General features: G+C 58.7%; 25 protein-coding genes. 9 read left to right on the top strand and 16 right to left on the bottom strand.

Going from position 1 to position 26,064, the window contains the following annotated elements; all coding sequences use genetic code 11:
* Positions 1 to 85: 85 nt before the first annotated feature.
* Entirely contained in the window at positions 86 to 607 is a 522-nt protein-coding gene (locus ACLI4M_RS07015; protein ID WP_133622621.1) for a type 1 glutamine amidotransferase domain-containing protein, read from the bottom strand.
* Between the two features lie 177 nt (positions 608 to 784).
* Between ACLI4M_RS07015 and ACLI4M_RS07010 the strand changes: the two genes are divergently transcribed.
* Positions 785 to 1,183, top strand: a complete 399-nt coding sequence (locus ACLI4M_RS07010) for a DUF350 domain-containing protein (RefSeq protein WP_133622622.1) — start codon at positions 785 to 787, stop codon at positions 1,181 to 1,183.
* On the opposite strand, the gene nrdG is transcribed toward ACLI4M_RS07010, so the two are convergent.
* The 3 genes from nrdG to ACLI4M_RS06995 form a co-directional block, all read right to left on the bottom strand.
* Positions 1,180 to 1,650, bottom strand: coding sequence for an anaerobic ribonucleoside-triphosphate reductase-activating protein (gene nrdG / locus ACLI4M_RS07005; protein ID WP_133622623.1), 471 nt, complete (start codon positions 1,648 to 1,650; stop codon positions 1,180 to 1,182). The two genes, ACLI4M_RS07010 and nrdG, sit on opposite strands and share 4 nt — an antisense overlap.
* Complete coding sequence (nrdD, locus tag ACLI4M_RS07000; RefSeq protein ID WP_133622624.1) at positions 1,647 to 3,785, bottom strand: anaerobic ribonucleoside-triphosphate reductase; 2,139 nt, start codon at positions 3,783 to 3,785, stop codon at positions 1,647 to 1,649. The genes nrdG and nrdD overlap by 4 nt, the downstream gene beginning before the upstream one ends.
* A gap of 127 nt (positions 3,786 to 3,912) precedes the next feature.
* Positions 3,913 to 5,079: a YbfB/YjiJ family MFS transporter gene (locus tag ACLI4M_RS06995; protein WP_133622625.1), complete on the bottom strand. Its 1,167-nt coding sequence runs from the start codon at positions 5,077 to 5,079 to the stop codon at positions 3,913 to 3,915.
* Between the two features lie 218 nt (positions 5,080 to 5,297).
* Here ACLI4M_RS06995 and ACLI4M_RS06990 point away from each other — a divergent pair, with 218 nt between their 5' ends.
* Together ACLI4M_RS06990 and ACLI4M_RS06985 are read left to right on the top strand one after the other, a co-directional pair.
* Entirely contained in the window at positions 5,298 to 5,624 is a 327-nt protein-coding gene (locus ACLI4M_RS06990) for an FAD/NAD(P)-binding protein (RefSeq protein ID WP_133622626.1), read from the top strand.
* Between the two features lie 534 nt (positions 5,625 to 6,158).
* Positions 6,159 to 8,717 (top strand): DEAD/DEAH box helicase, encoded by a 2,559-nt coding sequence (locus ACLI4M_RS06985; protein ID WP_133622627.1) that lies wholly within the window; start codon positions 6,159 to 6,161, stop codon positions 8,715 to 8,717.
* A 40-nt stretch (positions 8,718 to 8,757) separates the two neighbouring features.
* On the opposite strand, the gene sstT is transcribed toward ACLI4M_RS06985, so the two are convergent.
* Complete coding sequence (gene sstT, locus ACLI4M_RS06980) at positions 8,758 to 9,996, bottom strand: serine/threonine transporter SstT (RefSeq protein WP_133622628.1); 1,239 nt, start codon at positions 9,994 to 9,996, stop codon at positions 8,758 to 8,760.
* 228 nt (positions 9,997 to 10,224) lie between these two features.
* The gene (epmB, locus tag ACLI4M_RS06975; RefSeq protein ID WP_133622629.1) at positions 10,225 to 11,253 is read right to left on the bottom strand and encodes an EF-P beta-lysylation protein EpmB; all 1,029 of its coding nucleotides are present in this window, start codon (positions 11,251 to 11,253) and stop codon (positions 10,225 to 10,227) included.
* A 41-nt stretch (positions 11,254 to 11,294) separates the two neighbouring features.
* Here epmB and efp point away from each other — a divergent pair, with 41 nt between their 5' ends.
* Positions 11,295 to 11,861 (top strand): elongation factor P, encoded by a 567-nt coding sequence (gene efp / locus ACLI4M_RS06970; protein WP_048914514.1) that lies wholly within the window; start codon positions 11,295 to 11,297, stop codon positions 11,859 to 11,861.
* A 139-nt stretch (positions 11,862 to 12,000) separates the two neighbouring features.
* The gene (locus tag ACLI4M_RS06965) at positions 12,001 to 12,132 is read left to right on the top strand and encodes an entericidin A/B family lipoprotein (protein ID WP_048914515.1); all 132 of its coding nucleotides are present in this window, start codon (positions 12,001 to 12,003) and stop codon (positions 12,130 to 12,132) included.
* A 36-nt stretch (positions 12,133 to 12,168) separates the two neighbouring features.
* Here ACLI4M_RS06965 and ACLI4M_RS06960 read toward each other — a convergent pair whose 3' ends face one another.
* From ACLI4M_RS06960 to frdA, 5 genes are all read right to left on the bottom strand, one after another.
* Positions 12,169 to 12,693 carry a lipocalin family protein gene (locus ACLI4M_RS06960; protein WP_048914516.1) on the bottom strand — a complete coding sequence of 175 codons (525 nt, stop codon included), beginning with the start codon at positions 12,691 to 12,693 and terminating at the stop codon, positions 12,169 to 12,171.
* A 278-nt stretch (positions 12,694 to 12,971) separates the two neighbouring features.
* On the bottom strand, positions 12,972 to 13,328 hold the full coding sequence (frdD, locus tag ACLI4M_RS06955; RefSeq protein WP_133622630.1) for a fumarate reductase subunit FrdD: 357 nt from the start codon (positions 13,326 to 13,328) through the stop codon (positions 12,972 to 12,974).
* 9 nt (positions 13,329 to 13,337) lie between these two features.
* Entirely contained in the window at positions 13,338 to 13,733 is a 396-nt protein-coding gene (frdC, locus tag ACLI4M_RS06950; protein ID WP_133622631.1) for a fumarate reductase subunit FrdC, read from the bottom strand.
* Between the two features lie 10 nt (positions 13,734 to 13,743).
* Complete coding sequence (locus ACLI4M_RS06945) at positions 13,744 to 14,478, bottom strand: succinate dehydrogenase/fumarate reductase iron-sulfur subunit (protein WP_133622632.1); 735 nt, start codon at positions 14,476 to 14,478, stop codon at positions 13,744 to 13,746.
* Entirely contained in the window at positions 14,471 to 16,261 is a 1,791-nt protein-coding gene (frdA, locus tag ACLI4M_RS06940; RefSeq protein ID WP_133622633.1) for a fumarate reductase (quinol) flavoprotein subunit, read from the bottom strand. The genes ACLI4M_RS06945 and frdA overlap by 8 nt, the downstream gene beginning before the upstream one ends.
* Positions 16,262 to 16,513: 252 nt before the next feature.
* Between frdA and epmA the strand changes: the two genes are divergently transcribed.
* Positions 16,514 to 17,491 (top strand): elongation factor P--(R)-beta-lysine ligase, encoded by a 978-nt coding sequence (gene epmA, locus ACLI4M_RS06935; RefSeq protein WP_099754289.1) that lies wholly within the window; start codon positions 16,514 to 16,516, stop codon positions 17,489 to 17,491.
* 19 nt (positions 17,492 to 17,510) lie between these two features.
* On the opposite strand, the gene aroQ is transcribed toward epmA, so the two are convergent.
* From aroQ to ACLI4M_RS06915, 4 genes are read right to left on the bottom strand one after another with little or no spacing between them, the layout of a single operon-like run.
* On the bottom strand, positions 17,511 to 17,954 hold the full coding sequence (aroQ, locus tag ACLI4M_RS06930; protein ID WP_048914522.1) for a type II 3-dehydroquinate dehydratase: 444 nt from the start codon (positions 17,952 to 17,954) through the stop codon (positions 17,511 to 17,513).
* On the bottom strand, positions 17,954 to 18,790 hold the full coding sequence (locus ACLI4M_RS06925) for an amidohydrolase family protein (RefSeq protein WP_048914523.1): 837 nt from the start codon (positions 18,788 to 18,790) through the stop codon (positions 17,954 to 17,956). Before ACLI4M_RS06925 ends, aroQ begins: the two co-directional genes overlap by 1 nt.
* Positions 18,790 to 20,049 carry a gallate dioxygenase gene (locus ACLI4M_RS06920; RefSeq protein ID WP_133622634.1) on the bottom strand — a complete coding sequence of 420 codons (1,260 nt, stop codon included), beginning with the start codon at positions 20,047 to 20,049 and terminating at the stop codon, positions 18,790 to 18,792. Before ACLI4M_RS06920 ends, ACLI4M_RS06925 begins: the two co-directional genes overlap by 1 nt.
* Positions 20,050 to 20,066: 17 nt before the next feature.
* Positions 20,067 to 21,446 carry an MFS transporter gene (locus ACLI4M_RS06915; RefSeq protein ID WP_048914525.1) on the bottom strand — a complete coding sequence of 460 codons (1,380 nt, stop codon included), beginning with the start codon at positions 21,444 to 21,446 and terminating at the stop codon, positions 20,067 to 20,069.
* A gap of 733 nt (positions 21,447 to 22,179) precedes the next feature.
* On the opposite strand from ACLI4M_RS06915, the gene ACLI4M_RS06910 reads away from it, so the two are divergent.
* Together ACLI4M_RS06910 and ACLI4M_RS06905 are read left to right on the top strand one after the other, a co-directional pair.
* Positions 22,180 to 22,803: a carbonic anhydrase gene (locus tag ACLI4M_RS06910; protein WP_133622635.1), complete on the top strand. Its 624-nt coding sequence runs from the start codon at positions 22,180 to 22,182 to the stop codon at positions 22,801 to 22,803.
* The gene (locus tag ACLI4M_RS06905) at positions 22,800 to 24,278 is read left to right on the top strand and encodes a SulP family inorganic anion transporter (protein WP_133622636.1); all 1,479 of its coding nucleotides are present in this window, start codon (positions 22,800 to 22,802) and stop codon (positions 24,276 to 24,278) included. Before ACLI4M_RS06910 ends, ACLI4M_RS06905 begins: the two co-directional genes overlap by 4 nt.
* Before the next feature lie 43 nt (positions 24,279 to 24,321).
* Here the strand turns inward: ACLI4M_RS06905 and ACLI4M_RS06900 are convergent, their stop codons facing one another.
* Positions 24,322 to 25,026, bottom strand: coding sequence for a pirin family protein (locus tag ACLI4M_RS06900; protein ID WP_048917336.1), 705 nt, complete (start codon positions 25,024 to 25,026; stop codon positions 24,322 to 24,324).
* A gap of 123 nt (positions 25,027 to 25,149) precedes the next feature.
* Here ACLI4M_RS06900 and ACLI4M_RS06895 point away from each other — a divergent pair, with 123 nt between their 5' ends.
* Positions 25,150 to 26,055 carry a LysR family transcriptional regulator gene (locus ACLI4M_RS06895; RefSeq protein ID WP_099754119.1) on the top strand — a complete coding sequence of 302 codons (906 nt, stop codon included), beginning with the start codon at positions 25,150 to 25,152 and terminating at the stop codon, positions 26,053 to 26,055.
* Positions 26,056 to 26,064 lie beyond the last annotated feature (9 nt).

Below are 26,064 nucleotides of genomic sequence, written 5' to 3'. Positions count from 1 at the left end.
AAATCTGCGGGTACTTTAGCGCATATCAGCTGCGTAGGGGAGTATCGGTAAAGCGATGGCGGGCCAGCCGCAGCTGGCCAGCGGGTTAGAGTGCGTTAAGAATACGCAGTGATTCACGATTGAAGGCTGGCAGGTCGTCCGGCGTGCGGCTGGTGACCAGGCGCTCATTATCCACCACCACCTCTTTATCATAGAAGTCAGCACCGGCATTTTTCAGATCGATAACGATCGCTTTCACGGTGGTCATCTGCCGCCCGCGTACGGCGTTGGCGCTGATCAGCAGCTGAGGTCCGTGGCAGATAGCAAACACCGGTCGGCCCAGCGCGACAAACTCTTTAGTAAAGGCGACGAAACGGTCATCACCGCGCAGCGTATCCGGGGAGTGACCACCCGGGAGCAGCAGGGCGTCAAAATCCGCCGGCTGCACGTCATCGATAGATTTGTCTATCTTCACTCTGGCATCACCCTGTTTGCCGGTGATGGTTTTTCCTGCCTCGGTATCAATGGTAATCACTTCGTGGCCAGCCTCTTTATAGGCTTTGGCCGGGGAGGTGAACTCCGAATCTTCAAATTCATCGGTAATTAACACTGCAATCTTCTTGCTCATATTTTCTCCTGTGAACTTGAGTGGTTGATAGGGATAAGTGTGGTTCACACATGCAGAAAATCAACCAGGTCGATTCCGAATGGCAATAAAGGTAAAGAAGACGCAGGCGGCTGGCGTTTGTGAATAGCGCACTTTATGATAATTCTTTGCCGCACCTCCATAAATCAGGACGACTCTATGGCTACCTTGTATTTGATCCTCGCTTTCGGCTCCTATTTTCTCACCAGCATCGCGATGGTGCTGATATTTCTGTTTATCTACACGCGAATTACGCCGCATAACGAATGGCGCTTAATTAAAGAGAATAATCTGGCGGCAACCTGGGGGTTTATCGGTGCGCTGCTGGGCTATATTATTCCGCTTGCCAGCGTAGCGATTAACTCCATTAATCTGGTCGATTATCTGGTGTGGGGCGCCGTGGCGCTGGTGATCCAGCTCATCGTCTTTACCGCCGTGCGCCTGTTTATGCGCGATATCAGTCAACGTATCGAAGACAACAGCGTGGCGGCCGGGTTATTCCTGGGTGGCGTTTCCACCGGCGTCGGTATCCTGAACGCAGCCTGTATGACCTATTAATCTGCCCGCAGTTGATGAACAACCTGGTTGCTGCTGCCGCGCCACAGCAGCGCCGGGTCTTTCAGTGCCTGAATAAATTTACCGTCAATCAGCACATTGACCTGCGCCACCACCCGCTGCTGTTGAGCGCTCAGTTCGTCCAGCCGATAGCCGGTCCACAGCCAGATATCTTTTCCCGCGCATTCGCGCCTGACGCGGCGCAGCAGCCGCCCGACATCCGCCAGGTTCGCCGGGTGCAGCGGATCGCCGCCGGACAGCGACAGCCCCTGCCGCGGTATGCGCGTATCGTTAAGGTCGGCGATCAGCTGCTCTTCCATCTGCAGAGTAAACGGCACGCCGGAATTCAGCCGCCAGGTGCTTTGGTTATAGCAGCCCGGGCACTGATGCACGCAGCCGGAAACGAACAGCGTGCAGCGCGTGCCGGGGCCGTTAACGATATCCACCGGATAATACTGATGGATATTCATCCGGGCTGGCCCTGGCGCAGGTGTTTTACCCGGCGCTTAACCTCTTCCTGCTTGCCCGCGTTGAACGGCCTGGCGTCCGGGCTGCCGAGATAACCGCACACCCGGCGCGTTACGGACACCCGCGTGCTGTCGTGATTGCCGCAGTTCGGGCAGGTGAAGCCTTTGCTGGTGCAGGCGAACTCACCCGTAAAGCCGCACTCGTAGCATTCATCAATCGGAGTGTTGGTGCCGTAATAGGGCACGCGGCTGTAGCTGTAATCCCAGACGTCCTCCAGTGCCTTCAGGTTATGCTGGATATTCGGGTACTCGCCGTAGCAGATAAAACCGCCGTTGGCGATCGGCGGATAGCCCGCTTCAAAGTCGATTTTGTCGTACGGATTGACCTTTTTCTCAACGTCGAGGTGGAAGCTGTTGGTGTAGTAGCCTTTGTCGGTGACGCCCGGCACCACGCCAAATTCGGCGGCGTCCAGACGGCAGAAGCGGTCGCACAGGTTTTCGCTCGGCGTGCTGTACAGGCTGAAGCCGTAGTCGGTCTCCTCCTTCCACTGATCCACGGCAGCACGCAGGCGGGCGACAATCTCCAGCCCTTTGGCGCGCAGTGCCGCATCATCGTAGGGATGAATTGCCGCGCCGCTCAGCGCGTTTAGCGTTTCGTGAATGCCGATGTAGCCCAGCGAGATTGAAGCCCGGCCGTGCTTAAAGATAGCGGCCACCGGCTCATCGGCCTGCAGGCGCACCCCGCAGGCGCCCTCCATATAGAGGATTGGCGCAACCCGCGCTTTCACGTTCTCCAGCCGCGCAATGCGCGTCATCAGCGCCTTCTTCGCCAGCAGCAGGCGCTTGTCCAGCAGCGCCCAGAAGCGTGTCTCATCGCCACCCGCTTCCAGGGCAATGCGCGGCAGGTTGAGGCTAATCACGCCAATATTATTGCGCCCCTCGTGGATCTGTTCCCCGTTCTCCTGATACACGCCGAGGAAGCTGCGGCAGCCCATTGGCGTTTTAAACGAACCGGTGACCTGCACCACCTTGTCATAATTGAGGATATCGGGGTACATGCGTTTACTGGCGCACTCCAGCGCCAGCTGTTTGATATCGTAATTCGGCTCGCCGCGACGGTGGTTCAGCCCGGCTTTGATGGCGAACACCAGCTTGGGAAACACGGCAGTTTTGTGATTTTTACCCAGCCCGGCGATGCGGTTACGCAGGATCGACTGCTGGATCAGGCGTGCTGCCCAGCTGGTGCCGAGGCCGAAGCCGAAGGTGACAAACGGCGTCTGGCCGTTGGCGGTGTGCAGCGTATTGACCTCATACTCCAGCGACTGAAAGGCGTCGTAGCACTCTTTTTCGGTGCGCGCGCGGGCATAGGCTTCGGCGTCGGCAATCTGCCATTCGTCGGCGGTGGCGCGGTGTTTAGCCAGGCTGGCATCCACGAACGGCGCCAGCACTTCATCAATACGGTTAATGGTGGTGCCCCCATAAATATGGCTGGCGACCTGGGCGATGATCTGCGCGGTGACGGCGGTGGCGGTGGAGATCGACTTAGGCGGTTCGATCTCGGCGTTACCCATTTTGAAGCCGTGCGTCAGCATGCCCCGCAGGTCGATCAGCATGCAGTTAAACATCGGGAAAAACGGCGAGTAGTCGAGATCGTGATAGTGGATCTCCCCGCGCTCATGGGCGCTGACCACCTCACGCGGCAGCATATGCTGACGGGCGTAGTGTTTGGCGACGATCCCGGCCAGCAGATCGCGCTGAGTGGGGATCACCTTGCTATCCTTATTGGCATTTTCATTGAGTAGCGCCGGATTACTCTGTTCGATCAGCCCGCGGATCTCATGGTTAAGGCGCCCGCGCAGTTCACGCGCAACATCGCGGTCGTGGCGATACTCAATATAGCTGCGCGCCAGCTGTGGGTAACGTCCGGCCATCAGCTGGTTTTCCACCGCCTGCTGCACTTCGGCAATATCCACCTGCGGGCGCTGCATCAGCTGGTGGCTAATCAACCTGGCGACGGAAGTACAGTAATCTTCATCGTTTATCTGTGCTGCCTGCGCGGCCGCGTGGATCGCCGCCGCAATGCGTGCCGGATCGAAATTTACCCGACATCCGTCGCGTTTAATCACCTGAGTTGCCACTGCGCCTCCCCTATATGTGGTTTTTCAGGGCTATGGTAAGCGCTATATGTAGTGTTTTCTCGTGGAATATTGGCCGTTTTATTGATTTGCCACAAGGAACCCGTCGGCAGCGATTTTCATCTGCGACTCAGATAACCGTTGAACGCTTCAGGCAAAACAGCGCGGCAATAAACAGCGCACCCGCACCGGCGATAATCGATATTTTCAACGGGTCGCCCTGACCCTGCAGCAGTCCCGCCATCAGCGGTCCGCACACCTGGCCAATGCCATAGGTAAAGGTCACCAGCGCCATCAGATTGATGCCGGCAGGCACCGGCAGTTTTTTTGCCAGCGGCATCACCAGCGCGGTGGTGCCCATAAAGGTGAATCCAAAGCCGAGACAGCAGAGGATCAGCAGCAGCGGTGAGTGGCCGTTCAGCGACAGCAGCACGCAGATGGCCTGCAAAATCAGATTGAAAATCAGTGACAAGGTGATGCCAAAGCAGTGCTCCATCAGCAGCCAGAAAAAACAGCCGGGGATAATCGCCAGCCCGACCAGCGACCACAGATGCTGTGAAATAACACTATTTGCAAGCTGGTGCGAGATCAGCGGCAGGAAGGTGGCGACAATGATGTAGCCGAACCCGGCCAGGCCATAAACGATTGCCAGCTGCCACCAGCCCACCACGCTGTTTTTGCGTCTCGGTCTCTGTTGAGATTCAGGGGTGAAGGCGATGGCGGTGGGGGATAAAATCACCAGCAGCACCAGCAGGATCAGGCCGATTACGCCCGCGCCAAGCCACAGCGAGGCGGCATGCAGCTGAAGCGCAATCCCACAATTGACGTACTCATTGCCGAGCAGAATGCCCACGCCAACGCCGGAAAATAGCGAAGCGGTAACCCAGTGATTATTGGTGTGGTGCAGGACGGTGACTGAGCCAAAAATCATCAGTGCGGCACTGGCCAGCCCCGCCAGAAAGCGCACCGCCAGCGCCATATTAACCCGATCTACCCCCGCCATTGCGAAGAGCAGCAGCACGGAAAGCACGGCAAAAATAAACACCATATTTTGCGAGCGCGGGCGGTGAAAGCCACTCCATGAAAACAGCAGGCTGCCGACCAGGTAGCCACCGTAGTTGGCACTCGCCAGCCACGCCAGCTGGGGAAAAGTAAAGATTTTCTCCTCCAGCATTTTCGGCAGCATCGGCGTATATAAGAAACGGCTGATGCCAACGCCCAGGGCCAGCAGCAGCACGCCATAAAAGGCGGTGCGGATATTAGTATGAATAAGCCGTTCTTTATCGCTATGCGCCATGAATAATATTCCTTTTATCCATCATTGAGAGCGTGAAAGGTTAGCATGCGGTGCCATGATGAATACGTTACCTTTAGTGTGTTCAGGACGCTGTTTATTTAATTCAGCCTGATTAGTCAACTTTAGCCTTTTTTGATATTTTATACGGCACGTTGAGCGCAGAATAAACTCAGCTGCTGCTATTTAATAAAAAAACTTCTGCTAACAGGGGTTATAATATGAGTAAAATAAGCATCGCTATTATCGGCGCCGGTTCGAGAGGTATCAGCCTGTTGGAAAGAATAGTCACACTGTATCCTGACTATTGTCCCAATAAGCAAATGGAAATATGGCTGATTGATAAAAATGAAGCGGGATTTGGCGTGCACTTAGCGAACCAGCCCGGCTACTTTCTGGCTAACACCGTCGCTTGTCAAATCACCCTGTATGGTGACGAAAGCGTCGCCGCTGCCGGAAATATACGTCAGGGCCCCGACTTATATCAGTGGGCGCGTGACCAGGGTTATAAAAAATCAGGGCAGTTCGTTTTCAAACCATACGGTTAAGATCAAGTTAGATAATGATTTAAAAATAAAGGCCAACTATCTTTTTCTCGCGACCGGACACGGTCAAAGCCGGTCGACGGTCGACGGAAGAGGACCTGCGTATTCAACGCTTCGTTTCGGGTAACCTGCATAAAAATAAATCACTGCGCTATATTCGGCGCCCCTACGAGCTGCGTAAATATAGCCACGTTGCCAGGGCCAGCAAGGTGATGATCGGCGGAATGGGTTTAACCACCTACGACATTATTGCCAGACTGACCGTCGGCTGAACCTAAGGCGATTGCGCCATTTCACCCGCCAGCGCTAACTCCAGGCCCTACCATAATCTGCTGGCTGAGGGGGTGATCAGACCCTATGACAACGACGGATTTCTCGCGGGCAGCTGATGTGACCTGCTGCCCATCACTGTGCTGCGATATTTTTTGCCGTCCTGAAGTGCCATGGCGGTTGCATTAAACCCTGAGGAGTTACTACTATTGTCGGTTGCTGTAGAGCGAACCCCATTCCGCTCTGGTTACTCAGGGATACTGCCCGATGTCGTCCGTCGCTTATAATGAAAAACAGGTCATTCGCTGGCTCGGTGCGCGAACCGTTGCGCGCGCGCGCGATTTGATCGCCAGCGTGCAAAATATAGCGTGGCAGAACACCCTGTTGACCGGCGAAGTACCGGGGCGCAAAGCGGAACCTTTCAACGTTATCGTCCACTTCAGCCGCCCGCAGGGCAGGCTGCATGCCAGCGGCGAGTGCAGCTGCGCGGTGAAAAATAACTGCAAGCACGTGGCGGCGCTGATGCTGGCCAACCTGCAACCGCGCCAGCCGAAGATCGCGGTGGCGCTTGAGACGATTCAGGCCGAGCCGGTGCCGGTCCTGCAGCTGGAGTCACGCGCCAAGTTTATCAGCGGTTATGGCCACTACGGGCATCGCCAGAAGCGCCTCGACTTCGCCGCGGTCAGCTTTGACTACGCCGGAGTAAGGGTGGAGGCCAATAGCCGGGCCGAGAGTTTTGCCGACCGCGCCGGGCAGCGTTACCACGTTCAGCGCCATGCCGAAGAGGAGCAGTCGTGGCTGGCGCAGATCGCCAGCATCGGGCTGCAGACCATTCCTGCCGGCCATATCTACACTCCGGCGCCGCTGCCGCCAGCGATCTTCGCACCGGAATCTCCCGCCCTGTGGCGCGACTTTATCAAAAAAGGCCTGCCGGCCCTGCGCAGGCGCGGCTGGCGCGTCAGTATGGACGACGACTTCACCTGGAATATCACCGAGGTGGAAGCGATAGAAGGGCGCGCGGTACAGGGCGATGATGGCTGGTTCGATCTGGAGCTGGCAATGAAAATCGGCCGCCGTCGCGTGCGGCTGGAACCGCTGCTGGCACGTCTGTTTGCCGCCGATCGTCGCTGGATGTCCGGCAATCTCAGCCTGATCCCGGACGATGAGCAGATTGAGCTGCGCGACGAGCGCAACCAGCGCCTGCTGTTCCGCGCCGCACAGCTGAAACCGCTGGTCGGCAACCTGATCGATCTGTTTGACAGTGAAAGCCCACAGCCGCTGAGATTAGCCGCATGGGATGTCGGCCGCCTCAGCCAGGCCGATGACCGCAGCCGCTGGATATTTGACGGCGACAACGCGGTGCACCAGCTTGCGGAGCGCCTCAACGGCAATATGGGGGTACAGCCTGTGGCGCCCCCTGCCGGGCTGCGGGCCACGCTGCGCGACTATCAGCAGCAGGGCGTTAACTGGATGCAGTTCCTGCGTCAGCACCAGCTGGCTGGGGTACTGGCGGATGATATGGGGTTAGGTAAAACCATTCAGACGCTGGCGCACCTGCTGGTAGAGAAAGAAGCGGGGCGGCTCGACCGCCCTGCGCTGATCGTGGTGCCGACCACGCTGGTGCACAACTGGTGCTGCGAAGCCGCGCGTTTCGCCCCCGATCTGCGTGTGCTGGCGCTCACCGGCCCGCAGCGCAAAGAGTTTTACCACAGCATTGAACAGTATGACGTGGTGATCACTACCTACTCGCTGCTGTGGCGCGACCAGCCTCAGCTGGTGGCGCACTACTACCACCTGCTGATCCTTGATGAGGCGCAGTACGTGAAAAACAGCGCCTCGCGCGCTGCCTCGGTGATCCGCATGCTGAAAACCCGCCACCGCCTGTGCCTGACCGGCACCCCGCTGGAAAACCACCTCGGCGAGCTGTGGTCGCAGTTTGACTTCCTGCTGCCCGGTTTTCTCGGCAGCGAGCGCGACTTTACCCAGCACTGGCGTATTCCGGTGGAGCGCAACGGCGACAGGGTGCGGCGCGAGCTGCTGGCGAAGCGCGTGCGGCCATTTATGCTGCGCCGCCGCAAGCAGGAGGTGGCGAAAGAGCTGCCGCCGAAAAACACCATTGTGCGCAGCGTGGCGCTCGACGGCGCCCAGCGCGAACTGTATGACCAGGTGAAATCGGCCATGCACGACCGCGTGCAGCTGGCGGTGCAGCAGCAGGGCGCCGGGCGCAGTCATCTGCTGGTGCTGGACGCGCTGCTCAAGCTGCGCCAGATCTGCTGCGATCCGCGCCTGCTGGCCGACCCGCGCGCTGAAAAGGTTAAGCACTCGGCCAAGCTGGCGCTGCTGCGTGAGATGCTGCACGATCTGCTGGCGGAGGATCGCCGAATTCTGATCTTCTCGCAGTTCACCACCATGCTGGCGATCATTGCGGAGGAGCTGACTAAAGCTCGTATCCCGTTTGTCACCCTCACCGGCAGCACCCGTGACCGCACTGCGCCGGTCGAACGCTTCCAAAACGGCGAAGTGCCGGTGTTTCTGATTAGCCTCAAGGCGGGCGGCGTCGGTCTGAACCTGACGGCGGCGGATACCGTGATCCACTACGATCCCTGGTGGAACCCGGCAGCAGAAAATCAGGCCACCGATCGCGCGTACCGCCTGGGTCAGGATAAGCCGGTGTTTGTCTATAAGCTGATCGCTGCCGATACCATAGAAGAGAAGATTGTGGCGCTGCAGCAGCAGAAAGCCGATCTGGCGGGGGAGATCCTTGACGACGAGCTGAGCGAACCGAGCCAGTTTAGCCCGGACGATTTAACCGCGCTTTTCTCATAAATAAGTCGGGGTCAGGCAGGCCTGACCCCAGGACTCAATCTTAGGCGTTCTGCCCGATGCGGCGATCTTCGGCCATGCAGGCCGCGGCGGTAAACAGAATATCCGCCGAAGAGTTCAGCGCGGTTTCCGCTGAATCCTGCAATACGCCGATAATAAAGCCGACCGCCACCACCTGCATCGCCACCTCATTCGGTATGCCGAACATATTACAGGCCACCGGGATCAGCAGCAGCGAGCCGCCCGCCACGCCGGATGCGCCGCAGGCGCAAATCGAGGCCACCAGGCTCAGCAGAATAGCCGTGGCCACATCCACCTGAATTCCCAGCGTATGCACGGCCGCCAGCGTCAGCACGGTGATGGTGATCGACGCGCCGGCCATGCTGATATTGGCACCGATCGGAATCGATACCGAATAGGTGTCTTCATCCAGGCCCAGCTTTTTCGCCAGTGCCATATTCACCGGAATATTGGCGGCGGAGCTGCGGGTAAAGAACGCGGTCACGCCGCTTTCACGCAGGCAGGTAAACACCAGCGGATACGGATTACGGCGGATCTGCCACCACACCAGCAGCGGGTTAAACACCAGCGCCATCAGCAGCATACAGCCGATCAGCAGCCCCAGCAGGCTGGCATAATCCCACAGCGCATCGAAGCCGGTAGAGGCGAGGATCGAACCGACCAGGCCGAAAATGCCGATCGGCGCAAAGCGGATCACAATACGCACCAGGCGGGTCACCGCATCGGATGCATCGTTGAGGAAAGTGCGGGTGCTCTCGCTGCTGTGGCGGAAGGCAAAGCCAAGGCCAATCGCCCACACCAGAATGCCGATGTAGTTGGCGTTCATCAGCGCGCTAATCGGGTTCGATACCATGCTCATTAGCAGGCCGTGCAGCACTTCAAGGATGCCGGAAGGCGGCACGATCTCGCTGCTGGCCGCGCGCAGCGTCAGGTTCTGCGGCAGCAGATGGCTGGCAACCACCGCGACCACGGCAGCGCAGAAGGTGCTGAGCAGATAAAGGATAACGATCGGGCGGATATTGGTCTTCTGCCCCTGCTGGTGGTTCGCAATCGACGAGATCACCAGCACCAGCACCAGCAGGGGGGCCACGGCTTTCAGCGCGCTGACAAACAGCTCGCCGAGCAGGCCAACCGCCAGCGCATGACTTTTTGAGAACCAGGCCAGGGCAATACCGGCCAGCAGTCCAATCATAATTTGTGTTACCAGGCTGCCCTGCATCAGGCGCTGTATCAGCCCGCGTCCGCTGTTTTCTGTCCGCATAATATTAAATCGCTATTGTTATCGGTGTGTCTGAGAGTTTGCGAGGGGCAGTATAAGGAAATGTTCTGACAGGGGAAGGGAAAAATCAGGTTTTGTCACCTGCGGGTCAGGCATCGGCGCGGGTCGACCACCTGGATAACAGTGATAAATGGCATAGCGGGGGGCTCACTATGCCCGGAGTGGGATGGCCAGAAATGCCTGACCCGTTTCTCCGGCGCCCCCGCTAACTCACTCCTGACGCAGCTGCAAATCGAGCGGCGTTTTGCTCGGCTCACCGCCAATCTCGCGCGCCAGCTTCGGCACCATATAGCCTGACACCATGCTCAGCAGCTGGCGCATGATGGCGCGTGCTTCATCGTCGGAGACGTAGAAGTGCGCGGCGCCCTGCACTTTATCCAGCACGTGCAGGTAATAAGGCAGGATCCCGGCGTCAAACAGCGCATTGCTCAGCTGCGCAAGGGCGGGGGCATTATCGTTAACGCCGCGCAGCAGCACGCTCTGATTAAGCAGCGTCACCCCGGCACGTTTCAGCATGCGCATGCCGTGGCGCAGATCGTCGTCAATCTCCTGCGCGTGGTTAATGTGCGTGACCATCAGCGTTTGCAGACGCGACTGCGCCAGCCGCTGGCACAGCGCTTCGGTAATGCGCTTCGGGATCACCACCGGCAGGCGGCTGTGAATGCGCAGGCGCTTCAGATGCGGGATCTGCTCCAGTTCGCCGATCAGCCAGTTCAGTTCATGCTCCTTCGCCATCAGCGGATCGCCGCCGGAGAAAATAATCTCATCCAGTTCTGGCTGTTGTCGGATATACTCCAGGGCCTGCTGCCAGTTGCGTTTGTTGCCCTGGTTGTCCGAGTAAGGAAAATGGCGGCGGAAGCAGTAACGGCAATTGACGGCGCAGCCGCCTTTGACCAGCAACAGCGCACGATTACGATATTTATGTAACAGACCCGGCACCACACTGCTCTGCTCATCGAGCGGATCGGTACTGTAGCCCGGTGCATCGACAAACTCCTGCTTTGAGGTGATCACCTGTAGCAGCAGCGGATCCTGCGGATCGCCTTTGCGCATACGTGCCGCAAAGGCGCGCGGGACGCGCAGGGCGAAAAGACGCCGTGCGTCATGGCCTGAAACCAGTTCAGGGTGATGTTGCAACGCTAAAAGTTGCAGTAATTCATCCGGATCAGTGATTACATCAGCAAGTTGATGCAACCAATCTTCTCGCACAGGGGGATTTAGGGTTACAATGTGTGCCATTTTTTTGGCTAAGTACCAGTTATAAATTGTAGAGGGCCTTCATGGCGACTTATTCTAGCAACGATTTCCGTCCCGGTCTTAAAATCATGTTCGAAGGCGAGCCTTATGCCATCGAATCAAGCGAGTTTGTTAAGCCGGGTAAAGGCCAGGCATTCGCACGCGTAAAAATGCGTCGTCTGCTGACCGGAAGCCGCGTTGAGAAAACTTTCAAATCTACCGACTCCGCTGAAGGCGCTGACGTAGTAGATACCAACCTGAACTACCTGTACAACGACGGCGAGTTCTTCCACTTTATGCACCCGGAAACCTTCGAACAGCACCCTGTTGAAGCGAAAACCGTTGGCGATGCGGCTAAATGGCTGCTGGACAACGCAGAGTGCATCGTGACCCTGTGGAACGGCAAACCAATCCAGGTTCTGCCACCGAACTTCGTTGAGCTGGAAATCACCGATACTGACCCAGGCCTGAAAGGCGACACGGCAGGTACCGGCGGCAAGCCAGCGACTCTCTCTACCGGTGCGGTAGTGAAAGTGCCTCTGTTTGTGCAGATTGGCGAAGTGATTAAAGTTGATACCCGTTCTGGCGAATACGTTTCCCGCGTAAAATAAGCCCGATCGAAGGGGCCTGGCATCGTCAGGCCCTTCTTACGTTTCCCCTCAATTTCTTTTATCCCGCAAAACATGCAGGTAGATAAATTACGGCTATGCTTATATCGCTGTGCTTATCTCTAATTAAAAGGAAATTGCTATGAAGAAAAGTATTGTTGCTGTTCTTTCTGTTCTGGTGCTCTCTTCGGTGCTGACGGCCTGTAACACCACGCGCGGCGTGGGTGAAGACGTTGAAGCCGGCGGTAAAGCTATTCAGAAAAGCACTAACTGATCGGTATGATGGGCCGGTGCCTGCGCACCGGCTTTGCTATTGCTGATTCACCCAGATCAGTTTATCCACGGCGAACCCTTCCTGACGTGCCTGTGATACCAGCTGTTCCTTTACCTGCGGCGCCAGCTGCGGCGTGCGCGACAGGATCCACAGATATTCCCGATTCGGCCCGCATACCAGCGCGTGCTGATAATCCTTATCCAGCGCAATCACGTTGTAGCCACCGTAGAACGGCCCGAAGAACGAGACTTTCAGCGCGGCCTGCTGCGGGGATCCGGTAAAGTACGCTTTGCCGATACTCTCCTGCCACTTCTGCTTCTTAGGGTTGAAACCCCGGTTGACCACCTTCAGGCCACCGTCGTCACGCTTGCTGTAGGTCGCCGTCACGTGATCTAAACCACGTTCAAACGGATGGTTAAGGCGGGCGATCTCATACCAGCTGCCAAGATAGCGATCGGCGTCGAAGCCGGAGATCGGGGTGATCCCTTTGGGTGGGGTGGTGGTGCAGGCAACAGAGAGTAGCGCGGCGCCGCCGGCGGTGATCATTTTCCACAGTGACATAGGCCATTCCTTTTATAATGAATGGCCTGAGTATAGTCCCGATTTCCCCCGAAGCATCATCGTCGCGGTTTTAAACCCACAGCCAGCACGATGATCGTGTGGGATGAGCTCGGCCTGAGGTAAGCCGGACGTCACGCGGCAGGGATGCCGCGTGCCGAGGCCCGCAGGGAGCGTCTTTTGCCGTTCCGGCGTGCTCAGGCCGAGCTCAGCCGGATTACTGAACGTTTAGCAATGGAGATCTTTTCTAAAGATCCCTCTGTGAAATGCCCGGCCAGCTATTACACGGCAATCACCCCAATCACCGCGACTGCACTCAGCACGGCGGCAATGCCGTAGCACAGCAGTTTGCTGCGCGGGATGTGCACTTTCAGGTCGTGCAGGCTGTGGTGCAGGCGATGCAGGCTGCACCACAGCGGCAGCACAATCACCAGCAGCAGAAGCAGCCTGCCGCCGGGCGACTGCACGAAGCCAAGAATGCGCTGATAGCTGAACGCATCGGCTGAAGCCCAGCCCAGCGGCAGCAGCAGGCCAACCAGCAGCACCACCACCGGGCTGACCAGCGCGGCCCACATCCCGCCAGCACCAAACAGCCCCCAGAAAATCGGTTCATCCGAACGTTGCGGTTGCGTTTTCATCTTCTCTCCTCAGGCGTTTAGCGCCACGGCCAGCACCACGGCAGTGATAACGATGCATGCTGCCCACAGCCCTTTAATCACCGGCTCCGGCGACAGCTTTTCCCCTTTAACGATAATAATCTGCGCCTTGGGGGCCAGATCGAACCAGGTTTTGCTGTGCAGCAGCGCTGCCGCCAGCGTGACGAGGTTCAGCAGCAGCACCATGGGGTGCTGGAGGAAATCGACGAATCCCGCCCAGCTCTGCGGCCCGTTCTTCAGGGCAAACAGCCCGGCGATCAGCTCAATGCTGAACCACAGCGCCGGCAGCGCCGTGCCTTCACGCAGCATATAGAAACGGTAAAACGCCAGCGACTGCCACCAGCTGCCGCGTATCGGGCGAACATAAGCGTTACGTTTTGTGGTCATCACAGCCTCCTTAATGGGGTTTCAGCATGGCAATCAGGAAATCTTTACTGCTTGCAATTTTGCCCTGCTGGATGGCGGCGGCCGGGTCGACGTGTTTCGGGCACACCTGCGAACAGAAGCCGACAAAGGTACAGCTCCACACGCCGTTGGCGCCGTTGAGCTGCGGCATGCGCTCTGCCTTGCCCCGGTCGCGGCTGTCGAGGTTATAGCGGTGGGCGAGGGTGATGGCCGCCGGGCCAATAAACTCCGGGTTAAGACCAAACTGCGGGCAGGCGGCGTAGCACAGGCCGCAGTTGATGCAGCCGGAGAACTGATGGTACTTCGCCATCTGCCCCGGCGTCTGCAGACCCGGGCCTTCACCGGCGCTGCGCGTGTTGCCGATGATCCAGGGTTTGATCGCTTCCAGGCTCTCGATAAAGTGGGTCATATCGACCACCAGGTCACGCTCGATCGGGAAGTTCGCCAGCGGCTCAACCCTGATGCCATGCGGATAATCACGCAGGAAGGTTTTACAGGCCAGCTTCGGTACGCCGTTGACCATCATGCCGCAGGAGCCGCAGATCGCCATGCGGCATGACCAGCGGTACGAAAGGTCAAAGGCGAGGTTATCTTTAATAAATCCGAGCGCATCGAGCAGCGAGGTTTGCTCATCCCACGGCACGGTAAAGAACTCGTGGCGCGGCAGGCGGTCGGTTTCCGGGTTGTAGCGCAGAATTTCAATTTCACGCTGCCTGATGTCACTCATGGGCGGGCTCCTTGGTAGCTTTCTCCTCAGACGCCGCACCGTATACGCGGGCGGCGGGCGGCAGGCGGGTGATGGCGACCGGCTGATAGCTCACCGATGGCGCGCCCTGCGGGTTGAAGGTGGTCAGGGTGTGGCTGAGGAAGTGTTGGTCATCGCGGGTGGTGCAGCCTTCATCCAGCCGCTGGTGCGCACCTCTCGACTCTCTGCGCCCAATAGCCGAGTGCGCCATGCATTCGGCCACGTCCAGACCGTGCCCCAGCTCGACGGTGTAGAGCAGCTCAGTGTTAAACACGCTGGAGCTATCGGTGACGCGCACGTTGTTAAAGCGCTCTTTCAGCTCGGCCAGCTTGTCGATAGTCTTCTGCATCAGCTCGGTGGTGCGGTAGATACCGCAGCCCTCTTCCATCGCCATGCCCATCTCATCGCGCAGCTGCGCCAGGTTCTCGCTACCCTGCGGATTAACCCGTCCATATAGCCGCTTTTCGATGTCGCCGCTCTGGGCGCTCAGCGCGGCATCCGGCGCTTTATGCGGCAGGGAAGCGCGCTGTGCGGCCTGCTCACCGGCCAGGCGGCCAAACACCACCAGTTCGGCCAGCGAGTTAGACCCCAGGCGATTGGCGCCGTGTAGCCCGACGGACGAGCATTCGCCGACGGCGTACAGCCCCTGAATCCGCGTTTCGCACTGCGCATTCGTCTCAATGCCGCCCATGGTGTAGTGCGCAGTCGGGCGCACCGGGATCGGCGCGACGATGGGATCGACGCCGACATAGGCTTTGCTCAGCTCGCAGATAAACGGCAGCCGCTCGCGCAGCTTTTTCTCCCCGAGGTGGCGCAGGTCGAGATACACCACATCGCCGCGCGGCGTGGAAACGGTGCGGCCAGCACGCCACTCGTGCCAGAAAGCCTGTGAAACCTTATCGCGCGGGCCGAGCTCCATATATTTGTTTCTCGGTTCACCGAGCGGCGTTTCCGGCCCCATGCCGTAATCCTGCAGGTAGCGGTAGCCCTCTTTATTGACCAGAATGCCGCCCTCACCGCGACAGCCTTCGGTCATCAGGATGCCGGAACCCGGCAGGCCGGTTGGGTGATACTGCACAAACTCCATATCGCGCAGCGGCACGCCGTGGCGGAATGCCATACCCATACCGTCCCCGGTGACGATGCCGCCGTTGGTGTTGTAGCGGTAGACGCGGCCCGCCCCGCCGGTGGCGAGGATCACCGACCGGCCGCGCACTTCCAGCAGCGTGCCCTCCATCATATTCATCGCCACCAGACCGTGCGTCGCACCGTCATCCACCAGCAGATCGAGAACGAAATGCTCATCCAGGCGCTGGATCTGCGGGTATTTCAGCGAGGTCTGAAACAGGGTATGCAGCATATGGAAGCCGGTTTTATCGGCGGCAAACCAGGTGCGTTCGATCTTCATGCCGCCGAAGCGGCGCACGTTGATCGAACCGTCGTCCTTGCGGCTCCACGGGCAGCCCCAAAGCTCCAGCTGCGCCATCTCCTGCGGACAGTGCTCAACAAAGTAGTCGACCACCGGCTGCTCGCACAGCCAGTCGCCGCCCGCCACGGTGTCGTGAAAGTGCGAATCGAAGCTGTCCTGCTGCTGGGTCACGGCGGCGGCTCCGCCCTCGGCGGCAACCGTGTGGCTGCGCATCGGATAGACTTTGGAAATCAGCGTAATCTTCAGTTTCGGGTTGGCTTCTGCGGCGGCGATTGCCGCCCGCAGTCCCGCTCCACCAGCGCCGACAATCACCAGATCGGTATTCAGGGTCTGCACGGTTTACTCCCCATTATTGATGTTTTTCAGGCTTACCAGAGAGATAGCGGCAGGCATTGCCCGCCAGTCGCCGCCCAGTATAGGTGGGTTAAAAATGCGCTAAGTTGATGTGTTCGGGCATTTGGGTGGGTTGCTGGCAAAAAGTCAGCGCAGGTGCCATAAAGGGAGATGAGGGTTTTATTTCCTGGTGAATTGTGTGTTGCTGCGGCGACAGGTAGACTTCCTCCCCCTGACTGACTTAGAGGTAGCAACATGAGCGAAACGTCCAGCTGGCAGCCAAGCGCACCCATCGCAAACTTATTAAAACGTGCGGCAATTATGGCTGAAATCCGGCGTTTCTTTGCCGATCGTGGCGTTCTGGAAGTGGAAACCCCGGCGATGAGCCAGGCGACGGTGACCGATGTCCACCTGTTCCCGTTCCAGACGCGCTTTGTCGGTCCGGGGGCGGCGGCAGGGGTGGATCTCTATCTGATGACCAGCCCGGAGTACCATATGAAGCGCCTGCTGGCGGCCGGAAGCGGCCCGATTTATCAGCTGTGCCGCAGCTTCCGCAATGAAGAGATGGGCCGTCACCACAACCCGGAATTCACCATGCTGGAGTGGTATCGTCCGCACTACGATATGTATCGCCTGATGAATGAGGTCGATGACCTGATGCAGCAGGTGCTGGAGTGCGCCCCGGCGGAAACCCTCTCTTACCAGCAGGCGTTTATCCGCCATCTGGAGATTGACCCGCTGTCGGCGGATAAAGCGCAGCTGCGCGAAGTGGCGGAGAAGCTCGGCGCGGGCGATCTGGCCAACCGCGAGGAAGATCGCGATACCCTGCTGCAGCTGCTGTTTATGCTCGGCGTGGAGCCGGAGATCGGCAAAGAGAAACCGGCCTTTGTTTACCACTTCCCGGCGACCCAGGCGGCGCTGGCGGAGATCAGCACCGAAGATCACCGCGTGGCGGAGCGTTTTGAGGTCTACTTCAAGGGCATCGAGCTGGCGAACGGCTTCCGTGAATTGACCGACAGCCGCGAGCAGCGGTTGCGCTTTGAGCAGGATAACCGCAAGCGCGCCAAAGCCGGGCTACCGCAGCAGCCGATTGATACCAACCTGCTGGACGCCCTGGCGCACGGTATGCCGGATTGTTCCGGCGTGGCGCTGGGCGTCGATCGTATTGTGATGCTGGCGCTGAAGGCGGAAAAGCTGAGCGATGTAATCGCCTTTACCGTCGATCGTTGCTAAGCCGGGTTTCACCCTGGCGTCAGCTCTGCATCCCGATTGCCCGCGCCGCTTCCATCAACGCATAGCGGTAGCCGCGAATGCCGTAACCGCAGATCACGCCCTGCGCCACGTCTGACAGATACGAATGGTGACGGAATGGCTCACGCTTGTGCACGTTGGTGATATGCACCTCCCACAGCGGCAGCGCGACGGCGGTGACCGCATCGCGGATCGCCACCGAGGTGTGCGTCCACGCCGCGGGATTGATCACCAGCGCCTGCGCGTGCAGGCGCGCCTGCTGGATCCACTCTATCATCTCGCCTTCGTGGTTGGTCTGGCGAAACTCAATCGCCACGTCCAGCTCCCGGGCGCTGGCGCGACACAGCGCTTCAACGCTGGCGAGGGTATCAGAGCCGTAGGTTTCCGGTTCGCGGGTGCCCAGCAGGTTGAGGTTAGGGCCGTTCAGTACATAGATAGTTCTCATCATGACTCCTGTGATTCAGTAAAGCCAAACAGCCGCTTTGGCGTGTGCCACAGCACCTGGCGGCGGCGTTTCTCGTCGGGGATCAGCTGTTCAATCAGCATCAATTGAGTGCCCATATCCATCCGCTCTCCTGCACGCAGAAACGGCCAGTCAGAGCCCCACATGCAGTTCTCCGCGCCAAACGCCTCCAGCAGCGCCAGCAGGTATGGGTGGCCATCTTTCCAGGGATAGTGCTGATGGGAAAACTTCGCCAGCCCGGAGAGCTTCACGCTGGTCCGCTGCTGGCCTGCCAGCGACAGCAGCGCCTGAAACGCGGGCTGCGCCAGCCCGGCGCTGACGTCCGGCCTGCCAGAGTGGTCAATCAGCAGGCGCGTGCGCGTGCGCGACAGCATCGGCATCAGCGCGGGCAGCTGATCGTTCTGCACCTGAATCTGGGCGAAGAGATCCAGCTCTGCCAGCCTGCCCATCAGGGCATCCAGCTGGACAAAGGGTTCAGTGCCCAGCATCGCCACGTTCAGCGCAATGCCGACAATTCCCTGCGCCTGCAGGCTGGCGAGCGTGTCGCTGTCCACATCACGCGGCACCACCGCAATCCCCTTAAAACGCCCCGCGCCGCGCTTGATGGTATCCAGCAGGCAGCGGTTGTCGGTGTTGTAGCCTGAGGTCGGGCCGACAATCAGCGAGTGGCGAATGTGGTAAGCCTGCATCACCGCGCGGTAGTAATCCGGCGTCGCCAGCTCGTGGCCGTCAGGGTTATAGGCGCTCTCGGGCGCCCAGGGAAAATTCGCCGGATCAAACACGTGGTGATGACAGTCGATAACCGGTTGCGTCAACATCAGTCTGCTTTCCCCGCCACAGAGTAGAGGACCTGCTGATTGCGCGTCTGCTGGAACTGTTCCAGCGTCTCTCCGCGCATCGCCGAATAGATATGCAGGTTCGAGACACCCACCACCGCACCCAGTTTTTCCAGCAGGAAGAAGCTGACGCCGTAGTGGATCATGCCGCGCCAGTCGAGCTGATTGATCAGCGTCTGCTCTTCAGCGGTCAGCCCGGCTTCATCAAACAGCGCCTGCGGCGCTTCGCGGAAGCGCTTGCGCCACTCCGGCTGGATCATGCGGTGCAGGAAGCGATTGATGCGCAGGGCCTTCAGGCTGCGTGCCTGGGTGAACGGATAGGTGCCCGGCAGCTTTTCCACGCCGTTCATCTGCAGAGTGATCTTATCGCGCTGGCGCTGATGCACATCGACCGGCGCCTCGCGCGACTGGTTTTCGAGGATCAGCGTGGCAATCCCGGTCATCGACGGCAGATAGTAGTCCTGATGCAGTTTCTCCACGTTGGCCGACAGCGCGCCGCGCATAATCAGCCACATAATCACTTCCGCCCCCTCCAGACCGCCCAGGGTGGCATATTCGGCGAGCGTAATCTCGGTCAGGCGCTCAGGGTCGTTAATCAGCAGGTCGATAAACTGCGCGTCCCACTCGGGATTATTAAACCCGCAGCGCTCGCCGTGCACCTGGTGCGACACGCCGCCGGTCGCCACCACGGCCACCTTTAAATCTTCCGGGAAGCTTTCAACCGCGCGTTTCAGCGCCTGGCCCAGCTTGTAACAGCGCCGCGCCGTGGGGATGGGGAACTGGAGCACCCCGACCGCCAGCGGGACGATCTGCATCGGCCAGCCACCCTGCCAGGGTGCCAGCGCCGACAGCGGCGAAAACAGGCCGTGATCCAGCGCTTTATCCTGGAAGAAGGACATATCGAACTCATCGGCCATCAGGCTGGCGCCAATATGCTGCGACAGGGCGGCATGACCACGCACCGGAGGCAGATCGCGCGCGCCGCCCCCTTCATCCGCAACGGCGTACTGGTCGTCAATGCCCAGCACAAAGGCCGAATAGTGGTCGAAGAAGAATGAGGTGACGTGATCGTTGAACACGTACAGCAGCACGTCCGGTTTCTTCTCCTCCAGCCAGCGCTGCATCGGCGCAAAGCCGTCGAAAATCGGCGCCCAGGCGCCTTCCTGCTGCTTATTGTGATCGACCGCAAAGCCAATCGTAGGGGTGTGAGAAACGGCCAAACCGCCGATAATTTTTGCCATGAGTGGTGACCTCTGGTTTAACGGTTATTCAGGGTACGCGACAGGGACGGCAGGTCATTAAGGTCGATGCCTTTGACCTGACGGGACACCTGAGCGGGGTGATGTCGGGTGATTGAAAGCGCCGCTAATACAGCCGGGAGCGACAAAACGATAAAAATAGCGGTCTGCCCCGGGAACACGCCGAGCAGCACGCCGCCCAGGGAAGAGCTGATAATGGCCCCGCTGCGGCCGATGCCGTGCATCCAGCACACGCCGGTGGCGCGCATTTCGGTCGGGTAAAATGCCGGAGAAAATGCCTGCAGGCCGGTCTGCGCACCGTTGATGCACACCCCGGCAAGGAACACCAGCAGCGCCAGCAGCGACGGGCCAAAGCCCCAAATGCCCTGAGAGACGAGGCACAGGCTGCCCATCAGATAGAACAGCGCGATAACGTATTTCGCCTTAAAGCGGTCCATCAGCCCGCCGACCAGCAGTCCGCCAACCGTGCCGCCCAGCTGGAACAGACCGGCGACGATCGCCGCCCGCTCCAGCGTTACGCCGCCAGAACGCATAATGGTCGGCAGCCAGCCGTTCAGCAGATAGATGACGAACAGCCCCATGAAGTAGGTGAGCCACAGCACCAGCGTCCCGCCCGCATAGCCGCGGCTGAACAGCTGCAGCACCTGCGCTTTTTTCGGGATCAGCGGAGCATTGAGAATAAAGGCGGTGCCTGCGGAAAACTCGCCCCCCAGCCGCTGCAGCACGGCAGCGATCTTGTCGCGGCTGACCTTGCGCACCACCATATACATCGCCGATTCCGGCAGTAACCACACCAGCAGCGGCAGCATCAGCAGCGGCAGCAGGCCGCCCAAACCGAGCACGGACTGCCAGCCATAATGCGGCAGCATTCCGGCCGCGACAAACCCGCCCAGCCCCGAACCAATATTAAAACCGCTATACATCACGGTGATCATCAGGCTGCGGCGGCGCTCCGGCATATATTCTGATACCAGGGTCACGCAGTTGGGCATGACCGCACCCAGCCCGAGGCCGGTAAGAAAGCGCAGCGCGCCCATTTCCAGCGGGGTGCGGGCGAAGGCGCTCAGCAGACTGAAGCTGGAGAAGACGGCAATCGACAGCAGCAGGACGCGCTTGCGGCCAAATTTATCGGACCACGGGCCGGCAATCAGCGCGCCAAGCGCCACGCCAAACATGGCAGCACCCAAAATAGGCCCCATCTCTGCGTGGCTGATGCCCCAGTCCTCAATCAGCGCCGGAGCAATAAAACCCATCGCCGCCGCGTCGTAGCCATCAAACATGATGATGATGAAACACAGGGCGAGGGTCAGCCACTGGTATCCGGTGATCGGGCGGGAGTCGATCCAGCCTTTTACATCGATAATGTCGTGATTGCTCATAGGATACGCTCTGATTTTTTTATTGATAACGTCTACGGGTTAAGAATTTTCTCTGGCGTGACTCACCTTAAGGAATTCACTCTAACCCGATTACAGGGATAAGTATTATTATTTTTTGCTGTTAAAACAGTTTGTTACGAGTTTCATTGTTTTTACTTCCACTACCAACTTAGGGATAGCCCATAGATTTGTCTGCCATAAAATCGTTATGAGGGTATGAGTTTTGTTTATTTGGTGAGCTGTGTCGTAATTTTATCAATCGGGGGAAGCAGGCAACAAGGGCGGGAAACGCCGAAAGAGGAAGAATGTAAATCTGATTAAATAAATCCGCATCTGCTGACAATTATTGATAAATAGAGTGACTAAATAATAAAGCGTTGTAGAGCAATAAGATAATATTGCGCGTTGCGCAGGGCGGATAATAATTATGATTAAATTAATTACTTTAAGAGACGTGGGTATTTTATTTAGATGATAATCTGAAATTTTATTTTTTATATCTCTATGAATTGATGGTGTTTTTATATATCGATAAGTAAAGGGTATGACGCGCGCATGCAGGAATATCCACGCAATAGAAAGCGAATTTAATTAAAATTACAAATGCACTATTTACTGCTAGTTAAGATTAGTCTTAATCCATTTCTATTAACTAAGATGTTAAAACTTATTTCCAGGTCCATCAGTTAATCGATGACAGCGATAATCCGTTTTGCGGAGAAGAGAGGCTATTTTGACGACACTTAAACCCTTGTTAGCTAAAAATCGCAGTTGGGCATTACAGCGACGCCAACGTCATCCGCACTATTTCCGGCAAAATGTAGATGGGCAGCAGCCGCACTCATTGTGGATCGGCTGCTCCGACAGTCGCGTCCCGGCGGAAGTGCTGACCGGTGCGCATCCCGGCGAGCTGTTTGTGCATCGCAACATCGCCAATATGGTGGTGAGCAACGACGATAACTTTATGAGCGTCTTGCAGTATGCAATTGAATACCTGAAGGTTTCACGCATCGTGCTGTGCGGTCACTACGGCTGCGGCGGGGTGCAGGCGGCCCTGACGCTGCCGGATATGCCGCTGAGCGACGAGAACTCCGCGCTGGCGCGGCGCATCAGCCAGCTGCGCCAGGCGCTGTCGGCCGATCTGGCTCCGCTGAGCGCGCAAGAGCAGCAGGGTGAGCATCTCAACCGGCTGGTGGAAGCGAACGTGCTGGCGCAGTTTGCCCAGCTGGTCAAAACCGCCCCGGTTGTGAAAGCCTGGCGGGAGAAGAGCGATCTTGACCTGTTTGGCTGCGTCTATGACCTGCACAGCGGCCATCTGAAGGAGCTGATTCAGCAAACAGAGGAGGCCAGCGCGTGAACCTGAAAACCTTACGACAGGATATTCCGGCCGGGCTGGTGGTGTTTCTGGTGGCGCTGCCGCTGTGCCTTGGCATTGCGCAGGCCAGCGGGCTGCCGCCGTTTGTCGGGCTGCTGACCGGCGTGGTCGGCGGGCTGGTGGTGACCACGTTCAGTCCGTCAAAGTTTGCCGTCAGCGGGCCGGCGGCCGGGCTGGTGACCATCGTCACCGGAGCGATTGAAACGCTGGGGTCGTTCTCCGCGCTGCTGCTGGCGCTGATTATCGCCGGGGTGCTGCAGTTTATGTTCGGCGTACTGCGCGCCGGGCGCTTTATCAGCCTGGTGCCGGGTACGGTGATCAAAGGCATGCTGGCGGCAATTGGTATTCTGCTGATTATCCAGCAGATCCCGGTGGCGCTGGGCGCAAAAGGGGAGAGCGACCTGACCTCGCTGCTGACCGGCGGTTCGCTAAATATCTCCCTGCCGGCGGTGGCGGTGTCGCTGAGCGGGCTGCTGATCCTCTGGCTGTGGACCACGCCCGCCGTGAAGCGCAATAAATGGCTGGCCTGGGCGCCCGGCCCGCTGGTGGCGGTGCTGCTGGGCTGCCTGGCGACCGTGTTTGGCGCGCGGCTGATGCCCGAGCTCTCTGCCGGTCTGCCGCGCATTTCACTGCCCGCGTTCGACAGCATTCAGGCGCTGACCGGCGAGCTGGAGCGCCCCGACTGGCTGGCGTGGCAGAACCCGGCGGTGTATATCGTGGCGCTGACGCTGGCGATTGTTGCCAGCCTGGAAACGCTGCTCAGCCAGGAAGCGCTGAAAAAGCTGCGGCCGCAAAATCCGCCGCCGTCGCCGGATAAAGAGATGCGCGCGCAGGGTATCGGTAATGCACTCTGTGGTTTTCTCGGCGGCCTGCCGATCACCGCGGTGATCGTGCGCAGTTCGGTCAACGTCAGCGCGGGGGCACAGAGCAAGCTGTCGATCCTGCTGCACGGCGTGCTGCTGCTGATCTGCGGGCTATGGTTCAGCGGCATGCTTAACGCCATTCCGCTGGCAAGCCTGGCCGCCGTGCTGCTGTATACCGGCTATAAGCTGGCGGCGCCGGGCCTGTTTGTCGCGCAGATGCGTCAGGGGGCGCAGCAGTCGGTGCCGTTCCTCGCCACCGTTGGCGGCATTCTGATATTTGGCATGCTGGCGGGGATCGGCATTGGCCTCGCGACGCAGCTGCTGTTCAGCATCTATCAAAGCCACCGCAACGCGATGCATCTGACGCGCTACGACGACCACTACGTGCTGAGCTTCCAGCAGAATCTGACCTTTATGCATAATCCACGGCTGAAGGGGCTGCTGGCGGAGATCCCGGAAAATAGCGTGGTGATTGTCGATCACGACAGCGCGGAATATATCGACCCGGACGTTAAAGCGCTGCTGAAAGATTTTGGCGAAGGGGCGAAGAAACGCGGGATCCAGCTCAACCAGTGGCCGGTTAAGCTGGCGTAGGCAAATTCACGCTGCGCGGAGGGGATCGGCGTGCTCGCTGTGGTTAAACCGGTAGATCAATCACCAGCGCGCGCAGCGGGGTTTCTGCCGTCAGCGTCACGCTCTGCTCTTCGCGCAGGAAGGCGCCGTCGCCGCAGGTCAGGCTTTCCTGCTGCTGCGACTGGGTTACCGCCTTTAGTGAACCGTGGATCGATTGCAGGTAGGCGCGTGCGCCGTGCAGCGGCAGGCTGAAACTTTCGCCCGGCTCCAGCAGCACCTGATGCACCCACGCCTGCTGGCGCAGCTGCAGGCTGCCGTCGCTGCCGTCCGGAGAGGCTAATAGCGTATAGCGCTGGCAGTCAGGTAGTGCCATGCGCTGCACTGCGCTGTTCTCGCGCAGCGGGCAGGCGTCCAGCCACAGCTGCATACGCGTCAGGCTGCTCTCTTTACTGGTGTTATGTTCTGAATAGCTCACCCCCGCCTGCGTCGCCAGCAGCAGCGCTTCACCCGCCTGCGCCGTGACGTGGTTGCCCTCGCTGTCGCGATACTCGGCCGTGCCCTGCAAAATCAGATTGAGGACATCGACCTTCGGGTAGGTGCGTGGTTGAAAGGAAGCCCCTGGTGCCAGCACTTCCTGGTTCAGCACGCGCAATGACGCGTAGCCGAGCAGTTTTGGATCAAAATAGTGACCAAAGGAGAAGGTATAGCGCGCCTGCAGCCAGCCATAATCGGCTGTGCCACACTGCTCTGCGGTTCGACTGGTAATCATACGTTTCTCCTTATTGGCCGGACTGGACCGGCCTTATTATCCTGTTATGTTAAGTTTCTGGACGGCGGATTGTTAGCCAGTTAATCTGCTGGCTATATTCAAATTTCCTGACAGAGAATTACTATGGCCAAAGATCGTGCTCTGACGCTGGAAGCGCTGCGTGTCATGGATGCCATCGATCGTCGGGGCAGTTTTGCCGCCGCCGCCGACGAACTCGGCAGAGTCCCCTCCGCCCTCAGTTATACAATGCAGAAGCTGGAGGAGGAGTTGGATGTGGTGCTGTTTGACCGTTCGGGTCACCGCACCAAGTTCACCAACGTCGGGCGCATGCTGCTGGAGCGCGGGCGCGTGCTGCTGGAAGCGGCCGATAAGCTGACCACCGATGCGGAAGCGCTGGCGCGCGGCTGGGAAACGCATCTGACCATTGCCGCCGAGGCGCTGGTCTCGACCGAGCTGCTGTTCCCGCTGGTGGAGAGGCTGGCAGACAAAGCCAATACCCAACTGTCGCTGATGACGGAGGTGCTGGCCGGCGCGTGGGAGCGCCTGGAGCAGGGGCGTGCCGATATTGTGATTGCCCCGGACCTGCATTTTCGCGCCTCGTCTGAAATTAACACCCGCAAGCTGTATACGCTGCTCAGCGTCTATGTTGCCAGCCCGGAACACCCGATCCATCAGGAACCTGAACCGCTGTCGGAAACCACCCGGGTTAAATATCGCGGCATTGCGGTGGCGGATACCGCCCGCGAACGTCCGGTGCTGACGGTAACGCTGCTCGACAAGCAGCAGCGCCTGACGGTCAGTACCATTGAAGATAAGCATCGTGCGCTGCTGGCGGGGCTGGGCGTCGGCACCATGCCGTATTCGATGGTGGAAAAGGATATTAACGAAGGGCGCCTGCGGGTGGTCAGCCCGGAATATACGCGGGAAGTGGATATTATTATGGCGTGGCGGCGTGACAGTATGGGTGAAGCGAAGTCATGGTGCCTGCGGGAGATACCAAAGCTGCTGGCAAAACAGCGCCAGAGTTAACCCCCCGCA

Origin of the sequence: Erwinia sp. LJJL01 (genome assembly GCF_047300805.2) — a bacterium.
Taxonomy (GTDB): Bacteria; Pseudomonadota; Gammaproteobacteria; order Enterobacterales; family Enterobacteriaceae; genus Erwinia; species Erwinia aphidicola.
Note: the sequence above shows the minus strand (reverse complement) of the source record. Positions and strands in the feature narration are given on the sequence as shown.